Here is a 12,971-nt window from a genome sequence, read left to right as displayed (position 1 = left end):
GGGGTCGGTGGTTGCGGGCGATGAGCGCTCGATCGTCGAAGTGGTCGAGAACGCGAAGGTCGCCTGGCGGCGTTTCGCCATTCCACGCCCTTCGAGCGCAAGAGCCTGCTGCATGCACTGGCCGATCAGCTCGCTGGGGAAGCCGAGGCTTTTGCCGAAACAATTTCGAACGAGATGGGCAAGACGATCCGCGAGGCCAGGAACGAAGTCCGGCGTGCGCAAAACACGCTGCGGCTCTCCGGCGATGCCGCCGTGACATTGCATGGAGAAATCATACCATGCGCCATCGTCGCCGTCGCCCCCGACAAGCAGCCTACGTCACCCATCAATCGGTCGGCGTAGTCGGGGCAATCACGCCCTTCAACTATCCGCTCAATCTCCTCTGCCACAAGCTGGGGCCAGGCATCGCTGCCGGCAACGCCATCGTCGCAAAACCGTCGCCCAAGGCGCCGCTCGCGGCCGCCATGCTGGTCGAGGCGGCGAGGTATGCCGGGTTTCCGAGAAATCCATTCACGATCGTGCACGGCGGCGCGCAAGATGCGCTCGCGCTGGCTCGCTCGCCGATCGATTTGTTGAGTTTCACAGGCGGCCCGCAGACCGGCATGGCGCTCCGGAACAACACGCGCATCATCCGCTGTCTGATGGAGCTTGGCGGCAATGATCCGCTGATCGTCATGGCGGAAGCCGATCTGGAGAAGGCAGCCGACACGGCCGTTGAGCATCGCATGCCGCCGCTGTGTTGGAGCTCGTTCGCGAAGGACCGCTCAAACCAGGTTTCATCGCGCAGGAGGATATCGCTGCCTCCTCTCTCTTGCGAAACCGCGTCCTGGATCGGCTAGGAGCCGTGATCCCGAAAAATGGTGGTGAACATGTCGAATGAAACACGGACTGGCTCGTACGGCACGGTCTCCGATCTGGGAGTCGGCGTCTTGATGCTGGACACGCATTTTCGCCGGCGACGCGGCGATGTCGGCAACGCCTTGACCTGGTCCTTTCCGGTGCAGTTCAAGATCGTGCGCGAAGCGCGGCCTGAAAACGTCGTCGAGGGTGGCGCCGAGGGGCTGCTCGAACCCTTCATCGACGCCGCGCGGGAACTCGTGGATCTCGGGGTCAGCGGCATCACCACCAGTTGCGGCTTCCTGGCGGTATTCCAGCAGCAACTGGCGGCAGCCTTGCCGGTGCCGGTCGCAACCAGCAGCCTCCTGCAGATTCCGCTGATCGAGGCGATGCTGCCCAAAGGCAAGCGCGCAGGCATCCTGACTTTTTCAGCAGAATCCTTGGGCGCCCGTCATTTGCGCAGTGTCGGCGCGCGCGAGGACACGCCGATCGGCGGCCTGCCGGCCGACAGCCTGTTTCGATTGTTCTATGGCGATAAGCCTGCGGTTGCGGACTTCGACACGTTCGAAGCCGAAGCGGTGACAGCGGCTCTGAGGCTCGTCGAAAAGCATCCCGACATCGGCGCAATCGTATGCGAATGCACCAATCTGCCACCCCATTCGTCAGCGATCGCGGGTGCCACCGGATTGCCGGTGTTTGACATTGTCGGCTTCATCGAATGGTTCGCCAAAGGCCTCAGACCAACCGCTTTCGTCCAGACAGACGATAGCGGCCCATCCGGAAGACGAAGGCATGCCGGAGAATAGAAAGAAGGTCGTCATCGTCACCGCGGCAAGTTCAGGTCTCGGAGCAGGCACAGCCCGTGACCTTGCGGCCAGGGGTTGGAATGTCGTCCTTTTTGCCCGTTCGGAACGGGTCGAGAGCATGGCTGGCGAAATCGGCGGCTTGGCGGTTCGCGGCGACATTGCGTGTGAGGATGATCTTGCTGCGCTGGTCGGCACAGCTATCGATACTTTCGGCCGGATAGACGATCTTGTCCTCAGTACCGGCAATCCGGCGAAGGGCGGTCTCCACGATCTGACCCGGCGCGACTGGCACGAAGGGCTCTGCCTTGCGTTGCTGCCGCTTGTCAGCCTGACCCGATTGCTCGTTCCTGTCTTCAGCAGGGCTGGTTCAGGGTCAATCGTCACCATTTCGTCCCACGCCGCGACGCAGCCCAACGTGAAGTTCCCGATCTCCGGACCGCTGCGCAGCCGTCTCGAATTTTACAGGATGGCGGCGCGCGAAGATGCGCATTTCGGGAATCGCATAAACCCTGTGATGCCCGGTTTCATAGACAACCGTGCCATCAGCGAGGAATGGCTGGCCAGGATTCCGGCAGGCCGCTACAGAACCATCGACGAACTCACGGGGGTCGTCGAATTTCTTCTTTCGGATGCCTCGGCCTAGGTCATAGGCCAGAACATCCTGGTCGACGGCGGCCTCGTCGGCGCGATTTGATTTTACCGTCATGTCGGCGATCTCGCACAGGACCGGCCATGGCCGGCCGACGAGAGCCAAACCGTCATTCCCGTCGTTGAACATCAAATCCTTATCCAGCTTTGCCGAAAAAATGCCGAAATCGGTCCGACCGTCGCCCGTCATGGACCGGCGACACCGTCACGCATTCTGGAAGAACCCGCCAATTCGGAAATCCAAGAAGGCAGATAGGTCCACCATTATATTTTGTATCGTCTAATAACCCAGCCTGCTCGATACTATGCAGGTAAAATAAAATAATTGGGAATTGTCCAAATTATGATCCTCGATACAGAGCAAATAACTCGTAACAATGGGAGAATATAATGGATAAATCGAAACGAGAATTACTTACGCTACTTCCTATCCTTGGTGGCGCGGCGATGATCAGCGCGGCGAATGTTTCTGGATCTGTCGCGCAGGAGCAGCCGGCGGGCGGTGAAAGTACGTGGGGCAAGATCATCAAGAGAGGAAGCATTCGCTTTGGCGCGGCCAATACCGAACCGTGGTACTTCAAGGACGTGAGCGGCAGCACGGAACCCGGCGGGGTTGAATCGAATGGCGTCGTCTGGCGCGGCGTATGCACTGCGCTTGCCAAGATGCTTGCCGACGCGATGGGCGTGAAGCTTGAATTGATCGAGACGACCTGGGGCACCGCGGTGGCCGGCCTGCAGGCAGACCAGTTCGATGTCATGCTGGCGCTTGACGGCACGCCGTTGCGCGCCCTGGCGATCGATTTCATCCCGGCCCAGATGGCCTGGAATCCTTTCAATGTGCTGGTCAGCGACGAATCGAACGTGGCCACATGGGGAGAGATGAACAAGCCCGATTTCGCCATTGCGGTGGTGCTGGGGACATCGATGGACCAGTTCATCTCGAGGCTGCTTCCCAACGCCAATGTCGTGCGTTTCCAGGAAGCGTCGCAAACTTACGCTGCCTTCCAGGCCGGTCGCGTCAACGGCATCACCGGCGCCGGTCCTGAGCTGGATCTGCTGCGCGACAAGCTGAAGACGGGCAAGGTCGTCATTCCCAAGCCGGTCTTCGCAATACCTTCGGGCGGAGGCGTTCGCTATGACACGGATACCCGCCTGCGCGACTATCTCGCCACGTCGATAACCTATCTCTACCACTCGAGCGATATTCAGAATGCTTACGAAGATTACGTTCGCTATCGTGGAATGGACCCGGCCAAGACCATTCCGCTCATGCGCGAGAAAATGCTCTAGGGAGATAACGCGAAGGGGCGGCTCTACGCCCTTCGCCTTTCATGGCATCCTAAAGACCGAGGCGGCATGAATTACCAGTGGGATTTCGCAGTCATCCTGCGCAGCAACGGAATGCTGATTGGCGGGCTTCTCGGCACGCTCGACCTGACCATCATGACAGTCGTGATTGCAGCTCCGCTCGGTTTCCTCCTGTCTCTTGTGCTGCTTTCGCGACACAGAACTCCTCGCTTTATCGCGCGCTGTTTCGTCGACTTCTTTCGCACGTCGGCCTTGCTCGTGCTTATCATCTGGTTCTATTTCGCCTTCCCGATCGTCACCGGGCTGCGCGTCAACTCATTCCAAGCCGCAGCCCTGGCGCTTGGCCTTCAGAATGCCGCCTATCTTGCCGAGGTATTTCGCGCCGGAATCTCCTCGGTCGCACAAGGCCAATGGGAAGCAGCAAAGGCACTTGGCCTGCATCGGGTCCATGTCTTCTGTCTGGTGATCGCGCCACAGGCGCTTCGCAGCATCGCGCCGGTGCTCTTCAACGTCCTCACCGAGATCATAAAGGGCACCGCTTTGGCAGCAGCGATAGCCTATGGGGAGCTTTCCTTCGAGGCTTCGCGAATAGCATCATCGACCTACCGGCCGCTGGAAACCTATACGATCGTTGCAGCCATCTATTTTGCCCTCATCTTCCTGTTGAGCCAGGTCTTCAGACGCATCGAGATGCGAATGGCTGTCGGCGGGGCGGTGCGATGATCGCTTATCATTGGGACTTCACCACCGTCTGGAACAATGTCGGCTATCTGGGTTCCGGCCTTCTGGGAACGATTGTCCTTGCGGCGATCTGCCTTTTTTTCGGTGCCGGGATCGGTATGGGCCTTGGCGTCGCGTTGACGGCACGCAGCAGGACCCCACGTGTTTTCGCCCAGGTTTTTGTCGAGATATTCCGGGGCACGCCCGCGATGGTACAACTGCTGTGGATTTACTACGCGCTTCCCGTGCTCGTAGGCTTCCAGTTGTCGCCGTTCACCGCGGCCGTCATTGCCTTTTCGCTCTACAGTGCAAGTTACGTTGCCGGAATTTTCAAGGGCGGCATCGAGTCGGTTGGCAGCGGACAGCGCGAGGCTGCCAAATCGCTGGCTTTGACATATTTCCAGGAAATGCGGCTGATCGTGCTGCCGCAGGCTATTCGTCCCATGATCCCGGCGTTTTCCAACCAAGTCATGGAGATGGTGAAGCTGACGACGATCGCTTCGATCATAGCGTATGGCGAGTTGGTTATGCACACCAAGACGATTGCAGACCAGGAATTCCGGCCCATCGAGGCCTATACGACCCTGGCGATCCTGTTTTCCATTCTGCTGATCCCGCTGGCCTACCTGACCCTCTATCTGGAGAAGCGATTTTCTAGATAGCGATTGCCGCCCTGAAGCGAAGTTCCCGACGACCAACGTGCACAAATAGCGCCGCCCGTCAGGCCGGCGTTTCGAAAGGAGGATGCCATGATAAAACTTTACATCAACGGCCAATGGCGCGACGGGCAATCGAGTGGTGAAATCGCGGTGGGCAACCCCGCGACCGGAGAGCCCCTGGAAACGGTCGCGCGCGCAGAAGCCGGCGACATCGACGATGCCATTTCCGCGGCACAGGCGGCATTCGGGGTCTGGCGTTGCGTCAGCGCATATGACCGCTCGGCAATCCTGCGCAAGGCGGCGACGCTTTTGCGCGAACGCGCGCCGGCGATCGCACGTCTCATCACGCTGGAACAGGGCAAGCCAATTGCCGAGGCGCTTGCGGAAGTTTCCGTAACCGCCGATGTCATCGACTGGAGCGCCGAAGAAGGCCGCCGCACCTATGGCCGGATCATTCCGGCGCGGTCGCCTGGCGTGCGGCAACTCGTTTTGCGCGAGCCGGTGGGGATCATTGCGGCCTTCAGCCCGTGGAACTTTCCCGTCAACACCGCAGCCCTCAAAGTCGCCGCGGCGCTGGCCGCGGGATGCACGGTGATCCTGAAGGCCGCCGAAGAAACCCCCAGCGCGCCCGCAGCCCTGGTGAGCACCTTTGCAGAAGCAGGATTGCCGGCTGGTGCGCTCAACCTCGTCTATGGCGTTCCCAGTCAAATATCCGAGCGCCTGATTGCGGACCCGCGCGTGCGCAAACTGTCCTTCACCGGCTCGACCAATGTCGGACGCCGGCTTGCGTCGCTTGCCGGACAGCATTTGAAGCGAATGACCATGGAACTCGGCGGGCATGCGCCGGCGATCGTCTGCGGCGACGCGGACTGGACGCGCGCCGCGGAAATACTGAGCAACAAAAAGTATCGCAATGCCGGGCAGGTCTGCGGGTCGCCGACGCGCATTCTCGTCCATCGCGATGTTCATGAACGCTTCGTGGAACGCTTTGCCGAGCACACCGCTGCCATTCGGATAGGCGACGGCCTGGACCACGAAACGACGATGGGTCCGCTCGCCAACAGCCGTCGCGTCGATGCAATGGAAGCCTTCGTCGCAGACGCCACGTCCAAGGGTGCCAATCTGCACCATGGCGGGAGCCGGATTGGAAACAGCGGCTACTTCTTCGAACCCACCGTCCTGACAAACGTTCCCATCAACGCGTCCCCGATGAACATCGAGCCTTTCGGCCCACTCGCCTTGATTAACGCATTCGACGACATCGACGACGCGATCGAGGAAGCAAATCGTTTGCCATTCGGATTGGCCTCCTATGCCTACACGGCTTCGTCGAAGACGGCCATCGCCTTGAGCGACCGTATCGAAGCCGGGATGGTCTCGATCAATCATCATGGCCTTGGGCTGCCGGAACATCCTTTCGGCGGCATCAAGGAGAGCGGCCATGGCTCGGAAGGGGGCACGGAAGGCGTCGATGCCTACCTGACCACAAAGTTCGTGACCGAAGTCGGTGGGCTTGGTGCTTAGCTCCGGCCGGCTTGCACAGCGTCTGGCATGGGTGACCGGCGCGGGCAGCGGGATCGGCGAGCAGACCGCAATCGCACTGGCTTCGCAAGGCGCCAGAGTGGTTCTGACCGGACGTCGCATAGGCGAACTGGAGCGCGTGGCCGACAAGATTCGGGCAAATGCCGGTGAGGCCTGGATCATTCCTGGCGACCTGGCGGAGGGCCCAACCGTCCGGCGGATCGTTGGGGAAATCACAGCGCTCGGCCGACTGGACATCGTGGTCAACAATGTCGGCGTCAACATCCCGGAGCGAAGCTGGAGAGAACTCCGACCGGACACGGTCGAGTTCATGATCCACACCAACTTGACAATCGGCTTCCAGGTCGCCGCGGCAGCGCTGGATGTGATGCGCGACAGAGGCGGGCTCGGCCTGCTCATCCATATGGCCTCGTGGGCCGGCAGATATGTCGCCGAGCGTAGCGGAGCCGCCTATACAGCCTCAAAGCACGGCCTTGTGGCCATGAGCCGAAGTATCAATCTGGAAGAAAACGGTACCGGCATAAGATCCAGTGTCATTTGCCCGGCCGATGTCGCCACGCAATTTCTGTCGCAACGGCCGATCCCGCCCACCGACGCCGAAATGCAGGGTTTCCTGCAACCGTCCGACCTCGCCGATCTGATCGTCTATATCGCAACCTTGCCGAAGCACGTCCGGATAGACGAGGTCGTGTTGACTTCAGCCGGCTGACGGCGGTCGAAGCGGTTCTTGCTGATTGATCGGTCCCAAACGGTGTCCATCGAGCATGTCTCAGGAAGTGCGCTTCTCGACATCGAAAAAGACCGGAAAATTCCGTGTGCAGAGGGTCCTGAGCAGCGAAATATACTGATTCTTGGCGAGGTATTTTGCTTCGCCGAAATAGACGGGTATTTCCTTCAGCTCTTCCAGAACGACCGACGATACATGAGGTTCGGACCCGTCGACCGTCCATACCGGGAGGATGGCGAAACCCAGTCCCGCCTCGACACAGCGCTTGATGTTCGTGCTGGACGACGTCGATATGGCGACGCGAAGTTCCTCTCCATCCCGGCTTAACAGATCGAGCGCCATGTTGCGCAGCATGTGGCCGGGTTCGAATGCCACATAGGGCCGCCCGCTCGCCCATTCGGAAATGCTTGGTGAATCACGGGGCGACGGCCACGACGAAGGGTAGAGGAGAGAAAGCTTGTATGCACCCAGCGCGTATTGCTTGACTTCATCACCGACAAAGGGCCGCTCGGTCAGGAATGTATCCACCTGCCCGGTCTTCACCAGGTCGACAAGCGCGACATCGCGCTCATAGCAGATGATCTGGACATCGGGATAGACCGCGTTGAATTCGCGTATGATCTGCGGAAACAGATAGTAGAAAATCGCTTGCGGCATGCCGAAGCGAACAATCGGCCGCTCGCCATCGATCAGATGATTGAGCCGGCTCAGCATCGAGTCGAGTTCTGGCGCCAGCAGGTGGTAAAGAATCTTGCCGCGTGCCGTCAGCTCCGTCGCCTTGGCCCCCTGCTCGGAGATGACCAGCCTTTCCCCAAGCAGCTGTTCCAACCTGCGAATGTGGTTGGCGGCGGACTGATAGGAAATGTTCAGCTTTCTGGCGGCGGCCGAATAGGAGCCTTCCTTGGCCACCAGATGAAACGTCTGAACAAGGGTAAGGCTGACATCGCGCATTTCGCGCATTCCTTTGCATCAAAAACTGGCCTTTGCGTAAAAACTGGCCGCGTTGAGAGCGCCAAGATCATGGCGAGCGATTCCTAACCACCGGCATGCCGGCTGTCCAGCAGCCCGCCACGCCCGAAGGGTATTGGATGCTTGTGCCGGAATTGCGCGTTCAGGTCAGCATATCCAAGCAATGCGGGCTGCCTGCGCCAATCGTGCCCGGCCCGGTGCTCATGCGTCGGCAAGTTCCAAGCTTCCCAGTAGGACGCGCGGTCAAATTTGTATTCTTGAGGGTGTGTTTGGCCACTACGTTCGACAATAGAGAGGCAAAGCGTCGGTCGTTCGTGAGACGAACCATTCCTTTGTTCTCCCGAACAGTCGACCATGAGGTCCGACCCTGAGCCTCCGACACGCAACGCCGAAAGATCGAATGAAATACAGATACATCATCATCGGCGGCGGTTCCGCGGGGTGCGTCCTGGCCAACCGCCTGTCGCATTCCGGCAAGGAAACAGTTTGCCTGATCGAAGCAGGTCCGGACACGCCCCCGGAAAAAATGCCTCAGTCGATCTATGGCGATTCCTTCCTGCCGGACTACTTCAAGCCCAATCGCTATTGGACCGATCTGATCGCTTATGCCGACCCGATCGGCAACCGGTCGCCGCGCGAAGTCGAAGCGGAGATGAAGCCGCGCCGCTACGAGCAGGCGCGCGTCATGGGTGGCGGCTCGACGGTCAACGGCCAGGTTGCCATTCGTGGCCTGCCTTCAGATTACGACGAATGGGAACGGCTTGGCGCGCAAGGATGGTCGTATGCGGACTGCCTGCCCTTTTTCCAGAAGCTCGAAAACGACGTCGACTATCCCGACGCATCGACTTCCCGTCCTGGCCCCATTCCGATCCGGAGAACGTTTCCCAAGCATTGGAGCAGGTTCGCGCTTTCGATGCGCGATGCGGTAGGCGCCAAAGGCATACCCTATGTCGACGATTGTCATCAAAACCCCATCGACAGCTGCTTTCCATTCACGCGCAACAACCTCTATGACCATCGGGTGTCGTCGGCCTCGGGCTATCTCGACGAAGCGACAAGGGCGCGCAAGAATCTGACGATCCTGAGCGATTGCTTCGTCAAGTCGATCGAATTCGACGGCAAGGTCGCGCGCGGCGTTCAAGTTCGGCGAGCCGCCAACGTGGTCGAAAGTCTCGAGGCAGAAGAAATCATCATCTCGGCAGGTGCGCTTCATTCGCCGGCGATCCTGATGCGATCAGGCATCGGCCCCGCAGACCATCTGGCCGAGATGGGAATTCCTGTGCGTGCGAACAGGCCAGGCGTGGGACAAAATCTGCAGGACCATCCACTGATCGGTTTTGCGGTCCATCTGAAGCCACCCGGGATGATGCAGGACTACGTCAAAAGCAATCTGCTGATGCATATGCGGTGGAGTTCCGGGCATGACGGTTGCCCGCCGACCGACATGAAACTGACCGTTTCCGGTCGCTTTGCCTGGAGCGAGCTGGGCAAGCGGCTTGCCATGGTGAATTTTGGGCCCAACAAGGCCTTCTCCCGCGGGATGGTGAAGTTACGAAGCGCAAGTCCGGACGAGCATCCGTTCATTGCCTTCAACTATCTATCCGATCAGCGCGATTTGCAGCGGATGAAGGCAACCGCGATCTGGCTAAGCAAAATCCTGATGAGCCAGCCGGTGAGCACAGTGGTGCACAGTTTCTGGCCCGGCATCTACGCCGACTCCATACGCAACCTGGCCGCCAAGACCTGGGTGAACGGAGCCAAGACGCGACTTGCGGCGTCTTTCCTCGACCATGGCGGTATTGCGCGTAGCTTCATCCTCGGAAAAGCCGTGGACAAGCGTTTCCCGCTTGATCGCGTGCTCACCGACGAAACCGTGCTGGAAGCATGGCTCCGGGCGGGAGTGCAGGGCGATTGGCATGCCTGCGGCACGTGCCGGATGGGCAACGAGCGCGACGCTGGCGCGGTCGTCGACGCGTCGGGGAAGGTCTACGGTGTCCAAGGGCTTCGGGTCATCGACGCATCCGTCATGCCTTCGGTTCCGTGCGCCACCACGAATCTGACCACGATGATGATCGCCGAGAAGATGGCGCATCAGACCCTGACAGCGGACAAAGTGGCCGTTTGAAATATCCGATGGAGAGCCAAGCCAATGCCGATATACAAGGGCCGGCGCGGAGCTGTCAGCTACGGCCACGACATCGGAGTTCTGATGATCGATTGCTTCAATCCGTTCATTCCCGGCGATGTCGGAAACGCCTGTACGTACGACTATCCGGTTCTTTACCACGAGGTCCCGGATGTGACGATCAAACGCCTTCTCGATGAAGGCGATCTGTCCTTGACGCCGAACGTCATCGAGGCCGCTCGCCATCTCGAGAGGCAGGGGGTCAGGGCCATTACCAGCGATTGCGGTTACATGCTGCACTTCCAGGATGTCGTCGCCGACGCAGTCAAAATACCGGTCATGCTTTCAAGCCTGCTGCAATTGCCCTTCATCGCATCCACTCTTGGCCGCCAGCAGTCCATCGGCATTATCTGCGCCAACTCTGTCCGGCTGTCCGAGGACATGCTGGAGAAGGCTTTCCCTTACCGGAACCGACAGCTGTTCGTCGCCGGCATGGAGGGCAAAGCGGGTTTTCGTGGCGGGATTCTGGAAGAGAACGGCATCATCGACAGCGAAGCGGTGGAGCAGGAACTCGTCGAAGTCGGGCGCGATCTCTTGCGTGACAATCCGGCCATCGGCGCGATTCTTCTCGAATGCTCGAACCTGCCGCCTTATGCCCAGGCGCTTCAGCGGGCAGTGGGCCTGCCGGTCTTCGACTTCATCACGATGATAGACCAGATGCGCGGAGCCTGCTTTCGACGAAGCTTCTCTGGCTCTTACTGAAGACACGATCAACCACGCTCGGCGGATGGCCTCGGTCGGTGAATTCGAGCCTCCTCGATTCAATTCCTGGAAGGATTACCTGAAATGAACGGTGCAGATGCATTGGTGACGATGCTCCACGACTATGGCGTGGATGTCATATTCGGCGTGCCCGGCGACACCAATGTCGCTCTCTACCAGGCACTCAAACACACCAAGGACGCGCCGTTGCATGTGGTGTGCCGGGACGAGCGCTCTGCTGTTTTCATGGCGGATTGTTATGCCCGCCTGTCGGGCAAGCCAGGCGTGGCCGAGGTTCCTAGCGGAGCAGGCGCGATGTACGGGCTGCCTGGCATCGCCGAAGCCAACAAATCGTCCGTGCCTGTCATCCTGCTGGTCAACGACATCCCCCAGGCCGGCGTGGGGCGCGGTACGCTGACGGAGTTGCCAATCGAAGCAATGTTCCGTCCGATCTCGAAACATGCCGAAACCCTCAACCGTGTCGAGAAACTGCCGGAAACCATCCGCCGAGCCTTCCGCATAGCCACGGGTGGCCGCCCGGGCGCGGTCGTTCTGGCATTGCCTGAAAACCTGCTTTACGAAGATCTGCCGGCGACGCCTCAGATGTTGCGAATCGAGCCACAATGCCGTGCAGCGCCCGCGTTCCGGGTGCGGCCGGAAGAAGAAAAGATCCATGGTGCCGTCAAAGCGCTGCTGTCGGCCAAGCGCCCGCTGATCGTAGCTGGTGGCGGAGCCAACCGATCCGGTGCGGGAGAAAGCATCGTCAGGCTGGCCCAGCATCTGGATATTCCCGTCGCGACGACGATCACGGGCCAAGGGGTGATTAACGACGACCATCGGCTCGCGGTCGGCATCATCGGCGACAATGGCTTTCATCCTCATGCCATCTGGGCGCTCGGCCAGGCTGATCTCGTTGTCTATGTCGGCTGCCGGATGGGGTCCGTCGCGACCATGAACTGGAAATGGCCACCGGCCAACAATGGCGCGAAGATCATCCAGGTCGATCTCGATCCCGAAACCCTCGCCAACACCTACGACGTCGATTTCCCGTTGATGGGAGATGCCGCGGCATCGATCGATTGCTTCATCGCCGAGACGAAGTCGCAGGGTACGCGCTCCCGTGAATGGGTCGACAAGATCAACCTTCGCCGGACCGAGTTCTGGCAAACCGCCCAAATCGACCTGCAGAACGATCAGACGCCGATCCGGCCCGAACGCATCATGGACGCGATCAACCGGCATTTGCCGGCAAAATCCCATGTCGTATCGGACGCCGGCACGCCGACGCCCTACTCCACCCGCTTCCTGAAGCTGACAAATCCGGGATCGAAGCTGATCATTCCTCGCTTTTTCGGGGGGCTCGGCTATGCCATTCCCGCAGTTGTCGGCGCCCATTTCGCGGCTCCCGAAATGCGTCCCGTCGCGCTTTTTGGTGACGGCTCGCTAGGCATGTCCGCAGGAGAGCTGGAAACGCTGGCGCGCCTGCGGATTCCGGCCGTGCTCATCCACTTCAACAATGGATGTTTCGGATGGATAAAGGCGCTTCAACGCGTCATGCACAATGGCCCAGACAATGACGGAACGTTCGGCGTGGAATTCGGTCGCTATGACATGAGCAAGCTGGCCGCCGTGTACGGCATCCGCAATTTCCGGGTGGATACGGCAGAAGAACTCGAAAGCGCATTGCACGAGGCGTTTGCGCTGGACGAACCCTGCTTCATCGATATCGCGGTGGAGTCCATCGCCGACCGACTTCCACCGGTCTATTCCTGGCTGACGAAGGTCGGCGTGAACCCGGAAATTGTCGGCGTCCAAGCCAGCTTTTAGCCAACGATCGGCGGATCGCCTCTCGGCAAGGCGAAACTGAT

General features: G+C 59.7%; 13 protein-coding genes. 12 read left to right on the top strand and 1 reads right to left on the bottom strand.

Going from position 1 to position 12,971, the window contains the following annotated elements:
• Positions 1 to 63 precede the first annotated feature (63 nt).
• The 9 genes from NKI19_RS01320 (at position 64) to NKI19_RS01280 (ending at position 7,229) form a co-directional block, all read left to right on the top strand.
• Entirely contained in the window at positions 64 to 342 is a 279-nt protein-coding gene (locus tag NKI19_RS01320; RefSeq protein WP_352565170.1) for an aldehyde dehydrogenase family protein, read from the top strand.
• Positions 279 to 839: an aldehyde dehydrogenase family protein gene (locus NKI19_RS01315; protein ID WP_352565025.1), complete on the top strand. Its 561-nt coding sequence runs from the start codon at positions 279 to 281 to the stop codon at positions 837 to 839. The genes NKI19_RS01320 and NKI19_RS01315 overlap by 64 nt, the downstream gene beginning before the upstream one ends.
• Before the next feature lie 30 nt (positions 840 to 869).
• A complete protein-coding gene (locus NKI19_RS01310) occupies positions 870 to 1,643 on the top strand; it encodes an aspartate/glutamate racemase family protein (protein ID WP_352565024.1) in 774 nt (257 codons plus the stop codon).
• Complete coding sequence (locus NKI19_RS01305; RefSeq protein ID WP_352565022.1) at positions 1,630 to 2,286, top strand: SDR family oxidoreductase; 657 nt, start codon at positions 1,630 to 1,632, stop codon at positions 2,284 to 2,286. Before NKI19_RS01310 ends, NKI19_RS01305 begins: the two co-directional genes overlap by 14 nt.
• 395 nt (positions 2,287 to 2,681) lie before the next feature.
• A complete protein-coding gene (locus NKI19_RS01300; RefSeq protein ID WP_352565020.1) occupies positions 2,682 to 3,581 on the top strand; it encodes a transporter substrate-binding domain-containing protein in 900 nt (299 codons plus the stop codon).
• Between the two features lie 66 nt (positions 3,582 to 3,647).
• On the top strand, positions 3,648 to 4,322 hold the full coding sequence (locus NKI19_RS01295; protein ID WP_352565019.1) for an amino acid ABC transporter permease: 675 nt from the start codon (positions 3,648 to 3,650) through the stop codon (positions 4,320 to 4,322).
• Positions 4,319 to 4,981, top strand: a complete 663-nt coding sequence (locus tag NKI19_RS01290) for an amino acid ABC transporter permease (RefSeq protein WP_352565017.1) — start codon at positions 4,319 to 4,321, stop codon at positions 4,979 to 4,981. Before NKI19_RS01295 ends, NKI19_RS01290 begins: the two co-directional genes overlap by 4 nt.
• A gap of 87 nt (positions 4,982 to 5,068) precedes the next feature.
• Positions 5,069 to 6,502 (top strand): NAD-dependent succinate-semialdehyde dehydrogenase, encoded by a 1,434-nt coding sequence (locus tag NKI19_RS01285; protein ID WP_352565015.1) that lies wholly within the window; start codon positions 5,069 to 5,071, stop codon positions 6,500 to 6,502.
• Positions 6,495 to 7,229, top strand: coding sequence for an SDR family oxidoreductase (locus NKI19_RS01280; protein WP_352565014.1), 735 nt, complete (start codon positions 6,495 to 6,497; stop codon positions 7,227 to 7,229). Before NKI19_RS01285 ends, NKI19_RS01280 begins: the two co-directional genes overlap by 8 nt.
• 60 nt (positions 7,230 to 7,289) lie before the next feature.
• On the opposite strand, the gene NKI19_RS01275 is transcribed toward NKI19_RS01280, so the two are convergent.
• Positions 7,290 to 8,198 (bottom strand): LysR family transcriptional regulator, encoded by a 909-nt coding sequence (locus NKI19_RS01275; protein ID WP_352565012.1) that lies wholly within the window; start codon positions 8,196 to 8,198, stop codon positions 7,290 to 7,292.
• A gap of 418 nt (positions 8,199 to 8,616) precedes the next feature.
• On the opposite strand from NKI19_RS01275, the gene NKI19_RS01270 reads away from it, so the two are divergent.
• The 3 genes from NKI19_RS01270 (at position 8,617) to NKI19_RS01260 (ending at position 12,930) form a co-directional block, all read left to right on the top strand.
• Complete coding sequence (locus NKI19_RS01270; protein ID WP_352565010.1) at positions 8,617 to 10,341, top strand: GMC family oxidoreductase; 1,725 nt, start codon at positions 8,617 to 8,619, stop codon at positions 10,339 to 10,341.
• A 24-nt stretch (positions 10,342 to 10,365) separates the two neighbouring features.
• Positions 10,366 to 11,103 carry an aspartate/glutamate racemase family protein gene (locus tag NKI19_RS01265; protein WP_352565008.1) on the top strand — a complete coding sequence of 246 codons (738 nt, stop codon included), beginning with the start codon at positions 10,366 to 10,368 and terminating at the stop codon, positions 11,101 to 11,103.
• 84 nt (positions 11,104 to 11,187) lie between these two features.
• Positions 11,188 to 12,930, top strand: coding sequence for a thiamine pyrophosphate-binding protein (locus NKI19_RS01260; RefSeq protein WP_352565007.1), 1,743 nt, complete (start codon positions 11,188 to 11,190; stop codon positions 12,928 to 12,930).
• Positions 12,931 to 12,971 lie beyond the last annotated feature (41 nt).

The sequence above is a fragment of the Mesorhizobium sp. M0751 genome (genome assembly GCF_040320265.1).
Taxonomy (GTDB): domain Bacteria; phylum Pseudomonadota; class Alphaproteobacteria; order Rhizobiales; family Rhizobiaceae; genus Mesorhizobium.
This window is presented reverse-complemented; position numbering and strand designations above follow the sequence as displayed.